The following is an 18,018-nucleotide window of genomic DNA, read 5'->3' as shown; positions in this document are numbered from 1 at the left end:
CAATTAACATTTTTGCTATTTTACTTCTTCTTGTTTCCGGTCTTTTTCTTGGCATAAAAATTCCTCCTGGTTAGTTTTTCTTTACCCTAATCAGGAGGTTTCTATACACAAAACTTTACACAGTCTCACAAAAACTTTTATAACATTATAAAAGATGGTAAGACAACAGTCTATATGGATGTAAAAACTTATGTGGATCAAGGAAGAACTATGATTCCAGTAAGATATATTGCATATACTCTAGGTTTTAATGTTGAGTATGACAACTCTACTCGTGAAGCTATTTTCTCAAATAAAGAGAATAATATCCTAGCTAAAAAGACGTTAAGACTAAATATTGATACTGGTGTTATGAAAGATTCGGATGGAAAGGTCTACAATTCAGATGTTAAGCCAGTGATTATAAATGGAAGAATTCATGCTTCAATTTCAAATATTGCTAAAGCTTTTGGAGCAAGTCATGGAGATATTAAAGATGGCAAAAACCAAACAATAGAATGGGACAATGCTAGAAAAGCAGTCTATGTATTTAAAAATGTAAAATAAGAAAGGATAGAAAAATGAATAAGAGTATTAAACGAGGAGTAGCCATAGCGTTACTCCTTTTTACATTTACAGTACCAGCAACTACATTTGCTATGACAAATGAAGGGCAAATAGAAAGTCAAAACGAATCAATCTATGAACCACAAAAAGAAGAATTTGAAAAAATGTTTAAAGATGATGTTTTTACACCATCAAAAGAAGAAATTCCTTATCAAGATGTTCCAAGAATACCAGGAAATACAAGTGAAGCAAATAAGCCTTCAAATAATCCTCCAAAGAAAACACCACTTGTAAAAGGTGGTAATACAAAGGCAGTAAATAGTCTTGCGACACAAGAAAATAAGGCAAGAGGTTCAGTAATTGAAAATGTAGATAGGAATGGAAAAGATATTATACCAAGTGGAGATACAGAAAAAGATAAAGAAAATCCAGTAGATGTAAGACAATTTTTAACATTTCAAACTAAAAGTGGAAAAACTATGCACCTAATAGTGGATCACTCATCAAACCAAGATAATGTAAGGCTATTGACAGAAGTAGGAGAGCAAGACCTACTTAATATGATTGAAGGAGAAAGTGAAGTAAAGCCAAAAGAAGAAGTAGTAAAAAAAGAAGAACTGGTGGAGGAAAAACCGAAGAAAGAGGAGAAAGAAGAAAAGAAATCTGGGATAGGACTCTATTTATTTATGGGTTTAATCATTGTCGGTGTAATGGGTGCAGGATATTACTTCAAAATCTATAAGAAAAATGAAGAGGCAAGTTTTGAAGATGAGCAAGATTATAATGAATTAGAAGATGATTATGAATCTGAAAGGGAGGATTATGATCTTGAAGATAAGGAAGATACAGAAATTATTCCAGATGAAGATGAATTTTAATCTTTTCAATGATTTAAGCAGGAGCTTAAGGACAACAATAAACTCAATTATCGTATAAATTTATAAACATACGATAGAAAATTACAATTATAATTCTGGAATTTTAATAAAAAGAGGATGAACAAAACGACAGCCTAAACTTAATATATAAGGAAAGCTAAGTAGAAATGATGGATTATATAATTAAGAATTCGATGATAAGAAATTTTGATAAAACTAAATAATATTATGTATAGAACTATAGGAATTGGCGATATGAAATTTCTTGATAATTTTTGAAATACATTGGGATAGGAATTCAAAGCTTTGTTGCAAACACACCTATAAAAGCATATAATATAAGTGTAAACACAACAAGGAGATGAATATAATGAATTATAGAAAGCAAATTGAAATACATCTAAAAAAATCAGGTGGCATTATAACATCTGCTTATTGCAGAGAGAATAACATACCTACAGTATATTTAAGTAGACTAGCAAAAGAAGGAAAATTGTTTAGAGTTCAAAAAGGAATATATATTACTAAAGATGGTGATTACGATGAGTACTATTTTTTTCAATATCAGTATAGAAAGGCGATATTTTCCTATGAGACAGCTTTGTTTTTACTTGGAGTAACGGACAAAATTCCATGGAGAATAGATGTTACAGTATACAATGGATATAAATTTAATGAGAAGCAAGATAAACTTAATATCAATTATGTAAAAAAATCTATTTATAATCTAGGAATTATACAGAAAAAGACAATGTTTGGAAATATTGTGAATGTTTACTCCTACGAAAGAATACTTTGTGATTTTATTTCTAACAAAGAAAAAATGGATACTGAAGTTTATGTAAAACTCATTCGTTCCTATTCTAAATATAAGGATAAGGATATACATTCTCTATATGAAATAGCAAGAAAAATGGGAATAGAAGATAAAGTAAGGGAAGTCATGGAGGTGGTGTATGAATAAAGCAAAGTTAACCGCCATTTGTCATAATATAAGTAAAGAATCAGGACTCCCATTTAATTCAGTAATGTTATATTATTTTTTGGAAAGCATATTAAAAAAATTAGCACAGAGTAAGTATCATGAAAAATTTATTTTTAAAGGAGGTTTTCTTTTATCTAATGTAGTAGGCATAGATTCAAGAAGCACGGTAGATATAGATCTTCTTTTAAGAAATATGCATTTATCAGAAGAAAATATATTAAAAACAATACAAGAATTACTAGAAGCAAGTCATTCAGATGATATATCCTATAAAGTACATGGAATAAGTACAATCAAGGAAGATGACCAGTATGGAGGGTTTCGTGTAAGTATACTTTGTAGGATGGAGAATATAAGACAAATTGTACCTCTTGATATTGCAACAGGTGATGTTATCACACCACATCCCATAGATTATAAATATATAAGTGCTTTTGGGCAAGAAGATATTTTAATTAAAGCCTATCCTATTGAAACAATTGTGGCAGAAAAAATTCAAACAATATACTCTAGGGGGTTTTTAAATAGCAGAAGTAAGGATTACTATGATCTTTATATAATTTATAAATTAAAAGATAAAGAGGTTGATACCAAGATATTAAAAGAAGCATGTATTAGAACCTTTGATTATAGAAAAACGGAATTTAATGTAGATAAAATCATCAGTTTAATGAGAATGTTAAAAACAGATCAAGCTTTTTTAGATAGATGGAATTCTTATTCGAAGAAAAATCTTTATGCTAGAGACATAAAGTTTGAAGATGTAATAGATAATGGAATAAATATTATAGAAAAAATAAAAAATCAGTAGAGCTATAAAAAGATGAGGGATTGAAAATTTAATCTCTCATTTTTTTATTAAAAAACTAAAGGAGGAAAAATGAAATTAGTAATCGCAGAAAAACCAAGTGTTGCAGCATCAATAGCAAAAGTTATAGGAGCAAAAAATAGAAATAATGGATATTATGAGGGGAATGGATACATTGTTTCATGGTGTGTTGGGCATTTAGTACAAATGGCAAATCCTGATGTGTATGATGAAAGATATAAGAAGTGGAGAATTGAAGATTTACCTATTATCCCAAAAGAATACAAGTATGAGGTAACGAAGACAACTAAAAAACAGTTTAATATTCTTAAAAGACTAATGAATAGTAATGAAGTTGACACCATTATTAATGCTTGTGATGCTGGTAGAGAAGGAGAAGCTATCTTTAGACTTGTATATATGATGGCAAATTGTAAGAAGAAAATGAAACGTCTTTGGATTTCCTCAATGGAAGATTCTTCCATAAAAGAAGGATTTATCAACTTAAAAGATGGAAGCAACTATGATAATCTTTTTGATTCAGCTAAGGCTCGTGCCATAGCTGATTGGCTTGTTGGAATGAACATAAGTAGACTTTACTCCTGTCTATATAATGAAAATTATAGTGTAGGCAGAGTACAAACACCAACTTTATCAATGATTGTGAATAGAGATGATGAGATAAATAGTTTTAAAAAAGAAAAATATTATACAGTGGAGATTTCCATGAATGGATTTACACTGTCGACAGATAGAATTGATGACGAGATAGTGGCAGAGCAGCTAAAAAACTTAATCGGAGAAAGAATTGAAATAACCGATGTAATTAAAAAAGAAAAGATTACAAAGCCTAATCTGCCCTTTGACCTAACAACACTTCAAAGAGAATGTAATAAGTATTTTGGATACAGTGCAAAACAAACCCTAGATTATGCCCAAAGTCTGTATGAAAAGAAGTATATTACCTATCCACGAACAGATTCAAGATATTTGACAGTAGACATGATAGAAAGCACTGTAAATAATATTATAGGAAAAAATGATTTTGACACAGAAAGAATTAAGGTAGTTTTTAATTCTGAAAAAGTTACAGATCATCATGCAATAATTCCAACGATAAGTTCATTAAATAAGGATATTTCAAATATTCCGGAAAGTGAAGCCAAAGTATATAGACTTATAACAAATAAACTCTATGCAAGTTTTGGATATCCACTTGTAGAAAATACAACAAAGATAGTGGCTGAATTTGACGGGTTTGAATTTATAAACACTTATAAAATAATTGCAGAAGAAGGATTTACAAAATATTTAGAAGAATATAAATCAAAGAAGAGAGAAGATATACAACTTCTCGATGTAAAAATAGGAGATTTTTTATATATTGAAAATAAAGATATAAAAGAGAAGTATACCAAACCACCTAAACACTTCACTGAGGATACACTCTTAAAAGCTATGGAAATAGCTGGAAATGATGAATTAGTTAAGGATGTTGAAGTTGAAAGAAAAGGACTTGGTACTCCTGCTACAAGAGCGGGAATAATAGAAAATTTGATATACAAAGGTTATATAAAAAGAGAAAAGAAAAACCTAATATCAACTAGAAAGGGATTAAACCTAGTGACTATAGTTATAGATGAGTTTAAATCTCCAAAGACAACAGCAAAATGGGAAATGAGATTAAGTGATATAGCAAAGGGTAAGGAAGATAAAGAGAATTTTTTAAAAGAAATTGAAGAAGAAATAAAAAACACCATAGGTAAATATTATAAGTAAATTGATTATAAAAAATTTGAATAAAATTATAGGAATGCAGAAAGGAGTGAATTTTGAAAGAAATAGGGTATAATGTAAATGATAAAAGAGTAGCAATTAGGAAATTTACTGATTTGACATTACTATAAATATATGTTATACTCTTGTCAGATAAAGATGGTGTCCCGCTACCTTTAAAGGTGGAGCATTAAAGAAGGTGTCTCACTACCTATACCCAAAGGTGAAACATTAAAGCAAACAGAGAGGAAAAAACCTCTCTGTTTTTTTAGGAGAAAACAATGGTAGAAGTTATAAAATATGGATTTTATACTGTAAACTCCGATTACCTTGAATATCTAAATAAAGTAGATTCAGAAGTTTATTACAACCCATCGTATAGAAACAGTATAAAACCATTTGTTGGAATTATTATTGGTATAGAAAATTATAATTATTTTATTCCAATTTCTTCTGCAAAGGAAAAACACAAAAAATGGAAGAATGTTTCTGATGAGCATTTTTTAATTTATGAAGTGATCGATAATAGTATTACTATAGATGGAGATATTTACAAATATTATTCTGATAAAGAAAAAATGCACATATTATCTATATTGGATATTAAGAAAATGATTCCTGTACCGGATGATTGTTATGAAAGAATTGAATTTAATGAGCTTGAGGATATCAGATATAAAGACTTATTTCAAAAAGAATACGCTTTTTGTTTAAAGATAAAAACAAAGGTCTTGATAAAGGTAGAAAAAATATACCAAAAGCAAAAGAAAACAGGAATTATAAGAAGAGCAAATTGCAATTTTTCAAAGTTAGAAAAAGCAATGTTGGATTGGAAACAATAGAATAAAGGAAGTTAAAGCGATTAGAAAAGTAAAAAATCTAATCGTATTTTTATTGCAATAAAAAGATAGCGTAAATGACATTTAAAGTTATCTTTTGCTTACAGAAATTAAAAAAATAGAAAGAAATAAAGTTTAACAAATAAAGGTATAAAAATATAGTTCATTTTTATCACTATAATGAGGAGGGATAAAATGCCAAGATATGATATAGTAGATTTAAGCAGATCAATCTATCTTGCAAAAGAAGAATTTAAGAAAGATATAAAAAAATATGAGGAATATTTAAAGGTATCAGGCAATAACTATAAGTATCCATATATACATCAAATATCTATATACAATATGGATCCAAAAGCAACAGCTTGTGCAGAATTTGATTATTGGAAAAGTATAGGTAGAAGCGTTAAAAGAGGCGAAAAAGGAATACCACTTTTAGATATAGATAGTGGAAGGATAAAATATATCTTCGACATAAGGCAAACAGTAAGTATTAATCATAGCATTTCTGAGGTAAAGTTATGGAAATATGATAGCAAAAAGCATTTAGACTTACTAGATGAACTGATAGATAAGTTTAAAGAAAAAGATAGTCAGCTTCTATTAAGCCAAGAAGATAAAATTGATGCCTTAGTAGAAAGTAATGTTAGAGGAGAATTCAATAAAATTTTAGAAAGTCTATCTGACGAAAGTTTAAAAAGCATTCAAAGGGTAGACCTTTTTAATTTGTTAAAAGAATCCGTAAAAATTTCCATAAGTGAGAGAATGGAGGTCTCATATCAGCTAAAAGAAGAAAACTTATCTTTACTGTCTAAAATATCAAGTTTGGACATAGACAAAGTATTAAGTATAAGCTCTAATATAAGCAAAAATATCTTACTTGATTTGGGAAAGGAAATAAAAAGATTAGAAATTTTAGAGAAAATTCAAGAAAGAAAAGATTTGGAGCAGACAAAAGAGCTTAAGGAGCGTTATAATAAATTAAGTTCTGATATAAACGGTGAAATAAATTTAAAAAAAGGAGGCTTGGAAGATGAAAGAGAAATTAACATTGGCAGGCAAGGAATACCTTATGGAGGAGGGAATTTACACACCAATCGTCAAGGAGAATTCCTTCGAGAGACAGGGAGGGACATACAAGATGGAAGAATTGGAGGAAGGAATGGAAGTCCTAGTACCCAATATGGAAATTCCCGAGGAAATAGATTTAAAGAAACTCAACAGATGGGGAAGGATGAGATTGAACTTTCTCAAGGAGAACAAAGAAGAGGATTATCAGATAATGTATTTGCAAGGGACATTGATGGATCATCTTCTGTCCAAGGAAAAAGAGATAGAGGACTTTATCACAAGGGAAGAAGTCAAGATGATGGAAACTTGGGGGCTGACAGAAGAACTGAAAGAAGAGGACTATCTGAAATATCTGAGACTAAAGAAGAACATGGATATGACCCTACAAGAAATAGGGGAAAAGGAGATAATCCTAATCTAAAAAGTGAGGAAGTAGAGTCTACTTCCTTTTTTTCTGCTAAAAATCAGGGAGAGCAAATATCCTTTTCAAATCCAATAAGTCAAAGAGAAATAGATACATTTTTAATTCATGGAGGAAATCATGAAGATGGAAGATTAGCAGTAATAGCAGAATTTTCTAAGGGTAAATCTTTAGAAGATAAGGCAAACTTTTTGAAAGAAATATATAAGGGAGCCAATGGTCTTGAAATTGAGGGAAGAAAGATATCTGCATGGTTTGGAAAGGAAGGAGCAATTTTTAAAGATGGAGATGAGGCAAGATATAGAGAAGGGCAAATAGTTTCTTGGAAAGATTTAGCTAATAATCTTAATAATTTATTAGATAGAGGAGAATTTGCTAGCAATGTTGAGATTGTAGAAAGTGCCGCATATGAAAGAGAAAAAATAGCAGAAAAATTATTGTATTTAAAAAGAGATCTTACTGATGAAACTAAGGACAGATATCTAGCTAGTCTTAATGATATAAAAGGAAGAGGCTTCCCAGATGAAAAAGAAAATCTCGGGAAAAAACTTGAAGATAAAAATTTTATAAATAAACTCAGAAAAGAATACGAGGTATTTTTAGAAGAATATAAGATTAATCCTGATATTTTAAGATTTCATCATTATAAATTATCTAGAATCTATAATGATATCAATGATTTAGAAATAGAAAGAAAATTATATAGGTCAAATTTAAAGGATATTGCACCTATTCAGAGTTTTATAACACAAGATGAAATAGATGAAAGCCTAAAAAGAGGAAGCGGGTTTTCTGATGGAAAGAAAAGAATATATGAATTTTTTACTGAAAAGCATGATTTAAAAGAACAAGCAGATTTCTTGAAAAATGAATATGGCGTAGGTGGAAGTTCTCATGCACTATCTGCTGCAAGAGAAAGTGGTGAGTGGCACGATGCGAAGGGAATAAAATATAATAAAGGTAATGCAAAAGAAATACTACTATCTTGGTCTAATGTTGCAAGAAGAATTAATGACCTTATTAAAAAGAATAGATATATAGATGAAGAAAGTTATGAAGAAAATAGGGAGAAAAAAACAGATCAGGAAATAAATAAAACAGAAAAAGAAAGCCAGGAGTATATAAATTATCAAGATGATTTGCCTCCAACTGATAATGATGTATATATAGAAAGAACAAATAATAGTTCTATATATTATTATCAAGGACAGTCTGTAGCAAGTATAGGTGATGATGGAAAACTTATCATTTATGATGAATTTATACCAAACTTTTTAAAAGAAGAAATATATTCCATAGCCTTTGAAAAACAATTAGATATACCATTAGACCAGTTAGACGATGGAATTATTCTTGAGGGAATACATGACACTTTTTATATTAAAGAAAAGGAAGAAATAGAAGGAAGAGAATATTACCTTTTAGAAAGTCAAAGTCGATATGATGATATTCCAAATATTGTAGTTAATTCTAACAAAGAAGTTATAGATGATGATATAGTAAATGGGTTTGAAGAATTTAAGGAATTTTATACTAATAAAAATAAAGAGAATATAGGTTTTGATTTAGATAGCCATATAAAAGATGATTATTGGATAATTGAGTTTAATGAGGGTTCAAGTCTAATAGAAAAAGATTATGCAGGACAAAGGCTGACTAAAGAATTATTAGATGAAATAAGGGAAATAGATGAAAAGATAAGACTTCATAATAAGACCTTAGGAGAAGATGAGTATAGTCAGATGACTGATGAGTGGGAGGGGTATTCCAAATTCTATTTTAACCATATAGTAGATGGAAAAATAGTTGATCACTATAAGATAGACATAGGTGATGGAAATGAGATCAACCAAAGAGACTTTGAATTTTTTTATGAACAAATAGGAAAAAGTCAGATAGAACTTAATCAAACTATAGAAGAAAATAAGATAGATGAAAAAATAATTTCAATAAATCAAATTGAAGATAGAATTTTTGATGTATTAGTTAAGGATAAAGTTTTAGAAAATGAAATTATAAAGGCAAGAGAAAACTTAGGAAATAATACCTTAGCAAGTTTTAACTCTGTATTCCAAAGAGAATATGCAAAAATCATGAGAGAAGTTGCCGATAAGCAGAGAAATCTTCCAGATGATATGAAGTCAATAGATAAGGTTAAAGAATTAGGCATTAGAGTAGAACATAGATATAGAGAATATTTAAATAATTCACTTGAAAACAATATAGAAGATGATAAGGAGATACTCTCTATAAAAGTGGGAGATATAGTTAGAACAGAGGATAATAAATATTTAAAAATAAAAGATATTTCCAGTGGATATGATAATAACCATAATCCAATAACATATTATTCATATGATGCCTATTTTGATAAGGACTTAAAACTATTTTCACATTCCTTTAAAGGAAGCAATTTAAAAGCTTTAGAAGTATTAAGAAATGAAGTAGAAGAAAAATTAATAAAAGAGATTGTAGAAGATAAATTAGCCGTAAAAGTAGGATATTATTATGCTTTAGTAGATAAAGAGAAAACAAAGGATATAGAACTAGAAGAAACAGGAATTAGAGTTTATCCAAGAAAGGAAAACTCACAAGGAAAGATCTACAATTTATATAAAGGGAAATCTTTTGAGGATAGCAGAAAAATAGACAGTTTGTTTGATGAAATTACTGTCAAAATGAAAGAAGTAAACCTTACAAATTTAAATGATGTATTAGAATTGGAAAGAGAAGGATTATTTGAAATTGCTGATGATAAAGTTACAAAATTTGAGAAAGGCTATGATATAGATGTTCAAAGTTTTAATCAGCAATTTCCGGATTATTATAATGATATATATGTTTTTAATAAAAATCTTGAAATCAGTGGTGCATATCAAAATTTAGCACATATAAATGAAGAAAATAAAATTACTTTTAATATAAATTTATCGCAAGAAGAAAAATCAAAAATTGAAGAAATAAGAGATAAAAAAGAAGTTCTTTCCAAGTTAATAGATAAGGATATCAAAGAAAAAAGAGAATACTATTTTGATCCTCAAAATGAAGAATACTTACTACTATCAAAGAAAATAGAAGAAGGACTATTAAAAATCCCAGATAGTATTAAGGAGACAATCGATGGAAAAGAAGGCTTTGATGTAGAGCTAATCTTAGATATAAAAGAAAAAACTCTAAGACAAAATTTACGATACAATGGGTATATTTTAAATTCTAATCAAGCCATAAAATATAAAAGTTATAAAGACTTACTAAACAATTTACCTTATTTAATTGACGATAGACACAGAGAAGTTCTTTTAAATGGATATTTAAATCAGCAAATAGAAAAGAATATAAAGTTAGAAGAAAATCATTTCAAAGAAGGAATGAGTGTTAGATACAAAGGAAAAGAATACACTATAACCACCATTAACGATACTACAAGTCCTAAAACTATAGAATTAGAGGATAATACGGGATTAATGAATGGCTTTATTACCGGAAGCGAAACAATTCTTTTTAATGACTACAAAGATCTTGATTTAGAAGTATATAAATCTAGTGAAAAAGAAAAACAATCTATTGATAAAGAGGAACTAGTAGAACAAATTAGCTTTGAAGATATTGACAATAATAACGAAGAAAAAGTTAAAAAAGACAATTCAGGGCTCTTATATAAAAGTTTTGATGTAATAAATAATAAATCTTCTCTTGTTGCTAATCAGTTTATAGTAAAAGTTGATAATGAAAAGGAAGAATTTTTAGTATATAGTTCGTCTAATCCAAAAAATTATAGGGAATTTACTCTACCTTTTTCTTATTTTGAAGGAATTGGAAAGATAGATGGAGATGGTAACACCTTAAAATTGACCACTCATAGAAAAGAAACTATTGATAAGAAGTTAGAAGAATACAAGGCATGGAAAGAAAACAATGATTTAATAAGGACTGATGGAGAAAATATAGAAGGGGTTTCTGAAGTTTCTTTAGAAAACTATAAAATTATTGAGGAAGAGGAAAATTTACCACCTTCGCAGAGATTAAAAAATAATATCGAAGCTATAAGTATCCTAAAGATTTTAGAAAAAGAAAATAGATCAGCAAGAAAAGATGAACAGGAGATTCTTGCAAAATATCTTGGTTGGGGAGGACTTTCTGATGTATTTGATGAAGAAAAGGGCGGACAATGGTTAGAAGCAAGGAACTTTTTAAAAGAGAATTTAACTGACGAGGAATATAATAGGGCAAGACAATCTACATTGACAGCTTTTTATACACCTAAACCAGTTATAGACTCTATATATGAAACACTTTCTAAACTTGGTTTTAGAAAAGGAAATATTCTAGAGCCAAGTGCCGGAACAGGTAGATTTATAGGAAGTCTTCCTGAAGAAATGAAAGAGTCAAACTTTTATGGAGTTGAATTAGATAGGATTAGTGGGGAAATTGCCAAAGAACTTTACCCTAATGCCAATATACAAATAAAAGGATTTGAAGAAACCAATTTTTCTAATAACCTATTTGATGTGGCCATAGGAAATATTCCTTTTGGAGAATTTAAAGTAGCAGATCGTGAGTATGAAAGAAATAACTTTCTAATTCACGATTATTTTTTTGCTAAAACTTTAGATAAGGTTAGAGATGGCGGCATCATTGCATTTATAACTTCATCTGGGACTATGGATAAAAAAAGTGAAGATGTTAGAAGATATATATCGGAAAGAGCAGAGTTCTTAGGAGCAATAAGACTACCAAATACTACATTTAAAGGGATAGCTGGAACAGAAGTAACTTCAGATATAATCTTTTTAAAAAAGAGAGATAGGCTATTAAAGATAGATGAAGACTGGATAAAGCTAGACAAAGACGAAAAAGGACTAATATATAATAAATATTTTGTTGATAATCCTCAGATGGTAATAGGGACTATGGAAGAAATACCGTCAAGGTTTGGGACAAGCCTTGCATGTATTGAAAATGAAGACATTTCTTTAGAAGAAGGACTAAAAAAAGCCATTAAAAATATTCAAGGGGAATACGAGGAAGCACAAATAGATGAGCAACTTGGAGAAGAAACAATACCAGCTGATGATAGTGTTAAAAACTATTCTTTTGCTTTAGTGGATGATGAAATATATTTTAGAGAAAATTCAATTATGCAAAAAATATCCTTAAACGAAAAGGATAAAGATAAGGTAAAAGAATATTTAAGATTAAATGAAAGTCTAAGGAAAGTTATTACCTATCAAAGAGAAAACTTTTCAGATGAGAAGATAAAAAAAGAACAAGAAAATCTAAATAATCTATATGATAATTTTTCAACGAAATACGGAAGAATAAATTCAAAAGCAAATAAAAAGTTATTTAGAGAAGATGCTAATTTTTCTTTGATTTCAACTTTGGAAAAATTAGACAAAGAAGGCAACTTTATAGGTAAATCAGATATTTTTATTAAGAGAACCATAAAGAAAGCTATTGTTATAGACCATGTAGATAAGCCAATAGATGCTCTTGTACTTTCTATTAGTCAAAAAGGTAAAATTAATTTTGATTACATGGAAGAGTTAACAGGGAAATCAAGAGATAAATTAATAGAAGAATTAAAAGGAGAAATATTTTTAAATTTAGATTTCTTTGAACCTAATGATATAAAACCATTTAAGTCTGCTAAAGATTTAGGAGATTTTTCAAGACCTTACGTAAGTGCTGATGAATACTTGTCAGGAAATATAAGAGATAAAATAGAAGTTGTAGATTCTTACATTAAAAATATTGAAAGAGAATTAGAAAAGGAAGAAAATTCAGCAGATAGAGAGATGTTAGAAGAAGAGTTAAAGGAGTTACATTTTCAAAAAGCAAAACTAATGGAAGTTATGCCTAAAGCACTAGATGCAAGTGAAATTACAGTTAGAATGGGGGCAACATGGATACCGGAACAAGATTACAAAAATTTTATGTTTAACTTATTGAAAACATCAGCATCAGCAAGGTGGAATATAGATATTAAATATTCTGACTTCACAGGAGAGTATAGAGTTGAAGGAAAAAGCTCTGATAGGGACAATGATCTTGCTTCTTTTACCTATGGCACAAATAGGGTAAATGCCTATAAATTAATAGAAGATACTTTAAATTTAAGAGATACTAAGGTATTTGATCAATTAGAAGATAGTGACGGAAAGAAAAAATCTGTGCTTAATCAAAAAGAAACAATGCTTGCAAGAAGTAAGCAAGAGATGATAAAAGAAGAATTTAAAAACTGGATATTTGATGACGTAGAAAGAAGAAACAGATTAGTAGAAGATTATAACGAAAGATTCAATTCCGTAAGACAAAGGGAATATAATGGGTCTAATCTTACTTTTGAAGGAATGAATCCTGAAATAGAACTAAGAGCACATCAAAAAGATGCCATAGCAAGAGGTTTGTTTGGTGGAAATACTTTACTTGCCCATGAAGTAGGAGCAGGAAAAACCTTTGAAATGATAGGTATAGCCATGGAATCAAAAAGACTTGGTATGAGTAATAAGACAATGTTTGTTGTTCCTAACCACATCGTAGAGCAATTTGGAAGAGAATTTAATGAACTTTATCCAGGAGCTAATGTATTATGTGCTACAGAAAAAGATTTTACACCAGATAGAAGAAAAAGATTTTGTAGTCGTATTGCTACAGGAGATTATGATGCTGTTATTATAGGACATAGTCAATTTGAAAAAATTTCCATATCAAAAGAAAGACAAGAATATGAATTACAAAGTCAAATTGATGAAATCATTGACTATATAGATGAATATAAAAGAGAAAGGGATCAAAGATTTACTGTAAAGCAATTAGAAAAGACAAAGAAAAAATTAGAGACAAAGTTAGAAAAACTAAATGCTGATTATAAGAAAGATGACGTTGTAACCTTTGAAGAACTGGGAGTAGACAAGTTATTTGTAGATGAAGCCCACGCCTACAAAAACCTCTACCTATTTTCTAAAATGAGGAATGTGGCAGGAATTACTTCTACAGATTCACAAAAATCATCAGATATGCTTATGAAATGTCGCTATATGGATGAAATAACCAATAACAAAGGATTAGTATTTGCCACAGGCACACCGGTAAGCAACAGTATGGCTGAGCTTTATACCATGCAGAGATATTTACAGTATGATGAATTAAAAAAGATGAAATTGCAACATTTCGATTCTTGGGCATCTACTTTTGGAGAAACAATAACTGCCATAGAATTAAATCCTGAGGGTAATGGTTATAGGAGTAAAACCAGATTTGCAAAATTCTATAATCTCCCTGAACTTATGAATACTGTAAAAGGATTTATGGATATTAAAACAGCTGATGTTTTAAATCTTCCTACACCTGAAGCTCATTATGAAACTATAAAAACAAAGCCTACCGAAGAACAAAAAGAAATTCTTGAAACTTTTTCAGAGAGAGCAGATAAGGTTCGTGATAAGCAGGTAGATGCAAGTGTTGATAATATGCTATTAATAACTAATGATGGAAAGAAGATGGCATTAGACCAAAGATTAATCAATCCTTTACTTCCTGATGATCCTAATAGCAAAGTAAATACTTGTATAAAGAATGTATTTAGTATTTGGGATAAATATAAAGATAAAAAGTCGGCTCAATTAATCTTTTGCGATATGTCTATACCAAGTAGTGATTTTAATATCTATGATGATATTAAAACAAAACTTATTGATATGGGAGTGCCAAAAGAGGAAATAGAATATATTCATAAAGCAAAAAACAATATGGAAAAAGACGCTATCTTTGATAAGGTAAGAAAGGGGGAAATACGAGTATTAATTGGTTCAACACAGAAGATGGGAGCAGGTACTAATGCTCAAGATAAATTAATCGCTATTCATGATCTTGATATACCATGGAGACCTGCCGACCTTGCTCAAAGGGCAGGAAGGATTGTCAGGCAGGGAAATGAGAATAAAGATGTGTACATTTTTAGATATGTAACAGAAAATACTTTTGATGCCTATCTTTTTCAAACCTTAGAGAATAAACAAAAATATATTTCCCAAATTATGACATCAAAGACACCAGTAAGAGTAGCAGAAGATGTAGACGAAGCCACATTAAATTATGCTGAAATTAAAGCTCTTGCTACAGGAAACCCATTAATAAAGGAGAAGATGGATCTTGATGTTGAAGTATCTAAACTTAAAATGCTAGAGGCCAACTTTAAATCAAATCTTTACAAGATGGAAGATAAAGTAGTGAAATTTTATCCGAAAGAAATAGAAAGATTAAAAGAGAGGATAAACGAATTAAGAAATGATATTGAAAGTGTTGAGCCTTATAGGGTTATAGATAAAAATACAAAAGAAGATAATAAATTTACTTCACTAACCATTGATGGTAAGAAATATACAGATAAGAAAATGGCTGGAGAGTTTTTGTTGAATAAGATTAAGGGAGTTAAATTTTATGGCGAAATGGAAAAAGATGGAGAAAAAATAGGTGAGTATAGAAATTTTGATTTATCCATAAAATATGATTCTTTTTTCAATAAATATAACTTTATATTAAAAGGTAAGGGAGAATATAGAGGAGAGTTTGGAACAGATGAAATAGGTAATATAACAAGAATGGATAATGTTTTAGATAAATTACCTGAACGATTGGAAGATACAGTTTCCAAACTAAAAGATACAGAAGAACAGTTTCAAACAGCCAAAATTGAAATACAAAAAACTTTTCCTCAGGCTGAACTTTTAAAGGATAAGAGCCTTAGACTTGCAGAAGTAAATAATTTACTAGATATGGGGAAAAGTGAAGATATAAGCCAAGACAATCCATTACTTGAAGAAGTAAAGGAAGAATTGATAGACTTCCTTAACAGAGAATATGATGAAGAAAATAGGCTAGAGGACTTTGATACTATGTTTCCTGACTTAACAGATATAGGAATAGCCTATACAACTACGCCAGATGAAAAGCATGAGATACAAATCAGTCTAGATTTAATAAATTACAAGATGAACACTTATGTAGATAAGACCCTAATTGACAGCTTTCAATACACCTATGATCCTTTAGATGCAAGTGACTTAAGAGAGTTAGTACAAATAAAGACATCTATTGGCTTTTGGGACTTTAGTGAGCTTGTATCAGTAGATGAAGAAAAACTAAGAGAAGTAATGGGATTTGAGATAGATGATGATGGCAACTTCTATGATCCACTATCTAAAGATATGGACTTAGATGGAGTAATAGATAGAAATGACGCTGATTTTAGAGATAATAAAGTGCAAGAAATAGGAGATTTTGAAAAGAAAGAAAAAACATCTATTATGGATAAATTGCAGGGTTATAAGGAAAATTTAGTAATAAATAACAACATCAAAGAAATAAATAATAGTGAACCATGTGGTAGATAAAACTTTAAATGAGATTATTAGGGGAATAAAAATATGAAATTTGATAGAGATAAATTTAATGAATTTATTCGAGAAAATTTTTCTTTTGATGGGGCGACTCAAAGAATAATTAACAATATAGTTGATTATGGAATTAAAAATTTTGCCACTTCAGAAGATAAATTAGTAAAATTCATTCAGACTACAATTGATGATCCCACAGTTGAAGAAATAAAACAATTTATTATTAGTGATGAAAAGGAAGAAGAAATAAAAGATTTAGCAGATAAGAAAGATAAAAATAGAAATGGAGGAATAAAAATGAATATAAAAAAGGGAAATGTAATTGAAACTGAATTTGGAGACACTATGGTATTGGATGTGAAAGATAATCAAGCTACCTTATTTGACGGGAAGCAATTTATTTTAGCCACAGGAGTAGAGTTTAACAAAGAAAGTGGAAAGTATGAATGGGATTCTGTTAGATACGCAAGTGATATAAAAACAATAGCAAATATGGAAAATACAAATTTTGAAAGCATGAAAAATACAATAGATTTTTTAGCAGAATATAATCATAAAGAATTTGTAAAAGGTATTATATCTCTTGAAACAGGAGTAGATAATGAAAATGTTCTTAATAATGCCTATGATAATTATATGAACGATTCAGTTATGGGTCTTATTGATGAAAAGTTTATTGAATATATAGACGAAGAAGAGTTAAAAGAAAACTTAGAAGCTAATCAAGAACAAGGAGATAAAGAGATGAAAGATATAGATAATAAAGAAAAGGATACATTAAATATAGATGGAAATATAGCAACTGATATAGAAATTAAAGATTTAAAATCAAAAGATGGGAGGGACTTTAAAGTAGCCTCCTTTTCTATTGCTGAAAATGACAAGAAAGGAAATGCAAAATTCATCAGCTGCTACGCCTATAATGACAAAATCAATCAAGTAAAAAATTTGAAAAAAGGAGATTTTGTACACCTATTTGGCAAAGAAAAGAAAAGTATAGGAAAGGATAATAAGGAATACACAAGTCTAAAAGTATACTCTGCCAAGTTATTAAAAGCTAAAGAGCATACTAAAGCAAAAACATCAACAATAGGGAAATTAAAGGAATTTAAGACTAAAGGGGATATGAAAGTGGATGAAAAGAAGAAAAAGGATAATAGCATAGAAAGGGGTCTGTAAATAGTTTTGTGTATCAACCTAAATCCTGATCAATGGGTAAGGGTTGATACAATTTTTTATGTATCAATATCTGTCCATTCCTATAGGAATGGAGCTTATCTTAATTTTATACGAACT

8 protein-coding genes and 1 pseudogene are annotated in these 18,018 nt (G+C 29.3%); all 9 read left to right on the top strand.

The window, feature by feature from the left end:
- Positions 1-120: 120 nt before the first annotated feature.
- A pseudogene (locus tag FYJ26_RS10490) lies at positions 121-546 on the top strand (copper amine oxidase N-terminal domain-containing protein); the annotation flags it as partial.
- 14 nt (positions 547-560) lie between these two features.
- Positions 561-1,424 (top strand): CD1107 family mobile element protein, encoded by an 864-nt coding sequence (locus tag FYJ26_RS10485; RefSeq protein WP_154542166.1) that lies wholly within the window; start codon positions 561-563, stop codon positions 1,422-1,424.
- Positions 1,425-1,794: 370 nt separating this feature from the next.
- Positions 1,795-2,388, top strand: coding sequence for a type IV toxin-antitoxin system AbiEi family antitoxin domain-containing protein (locus tag FYJ26_RS10480; RefSeq protein ID WP_154542164.1), 594 nt, complete (start codon positions 1,795-1,797; stop codon positions 2,386-2,388).
- Positions 2,381-3,220 (top strand): nucleotidyl transferase AbiEii/AbiGii toxin family protein, encoded by an 840-nt coding sequence (locus FYJ26_RS10475; RefSeq protein ID WP_154542162.1) that lies wholly within the window; start codon positions 2,381-2,383, stop codon positions 3,218-3,220. Before FYJ26_RS10480 ends, FYJ26_RS10475 begins: the two co-directional genes overlap by 8 nt.
- Positions 3,221-3,289: 69 nt before the next feature.
- Entirely contained in the window at positions 3,290-4,996 is a 1,707-nt protein-coding gene (locus tag FYJ26_RS10470) for a DNA topoisomerase 3 (RefSeq protein ID WP_154542160.1), read from the top strand.
- 278 nt (positions 4,997-5,274) lie between these two features.
- Positions 5,275-5,835, top strand: a complete 561-nt coding sequence (locus FYJ26_RS10465; protein ID WP_154542158.1) for a type III toxin-antitoxin system ToxN/AbiQ family toxin — start codon at positions 5,275-5,277, stop codon at positions 5,833-5,835.
- A gap of 1,030 nt (positions 5,836-6,865) precedes the next feature.
- Positions 6,866-7,324, top strand: a complete 459-nt coding sequence (locus FYJ26_RS11485; protein WP_412030673.1) for a TnpV protein — start codon at positions 6,866-6,868, stop codon at positions 7,322-7,324.
- A complete protein-coding gene (locus FYJ26_RS10460) occupies positions 7,210-16,719 on the top strand; it encodes an SNF2-related protein (protein ID WP_412030674.1) in 9,510 nt (3,169 codons plus the stop codon). The genes FYJ26_RS11485 and FYJ26_RS10460 overlap by 115 nt, the downstream gene beginning before the upstream one ends.
- 33 nt (positions 16,720-16,752) lie before the next feature.
- The gene (locus FYJ26_RS10455; RefSeq protein WP_154542154.1) at positions 16,753-17,901 is read left to right on the top strand and encodes a single-stranded DNA-binding protein; all 1,149 of its coding nucleotides are present in this window, start codon (positions 16,753-16,755) and stop codon (positions 17,899-17,901) included.
- Positions 17,902-18,018: the final 117 nt, after the last annotated feature.

The organism is Anaerococcus porci, assembly GCF_009696575.1.
Classification (GTDB): Bacteria; Bacillota; Clostridia; order Tissierellales; family Peptoniphilaceae; genus Anaerococcus; species Anaerococcus porci.
This window is presented reverse-complemented; position numbering and strand designations above follow the sequence as displayed.

Coding starts and splice junctions, on each gene's coding strand:
- FYJ26_RS10485 (WP_154542166.1), top strand. CDS start 561: ATGAATAAGAGTATTAAACGAGGAGTAGCCATAGCGTTACTCCTTTTT.
- FYJ26_RS10480 (WP_154542164.1), top strand. CDS start 1,795: ATGAATTATAGAAAGCAAATTGAAATACATCTAAAAAAATCAGGTGGC.
- FYJ26_RS10475 (WP_154542162.1), top strand. CDS start 2,381: ATGAATAAAGCAAAGTTAACCGCCATTTGTCATAATATAAGTAAAGAA.
- FYJ26_RS10470 (WP_154542160.1), top strand. CDS start 3,290: ATGAAATTAGTAATCGCAGAAAAACCAAGTGTTGCAGCATCAATAGCA.
- FYJ26_RS10465 (WP_154542158.1), top strand. CDS start 5,275: ATGGTAGAAGTTATAAAATATGGATTTTATACTGTAAACTCCGATTAC.
- FYJ26_RS11485 (WP_412030673.1), top strand. CDS start 6,866: ATGAAAGAGAAATTAACATTGGCAGGCAAGGAATACCTTATGGAGGAG.
- FYJ26_RS10455 (WP_154542154.1), top strand. CDS start 16,753: ATGAAATTTGATAGAGATAAATTTAATGAATTTATTCGAGAAAATTTT.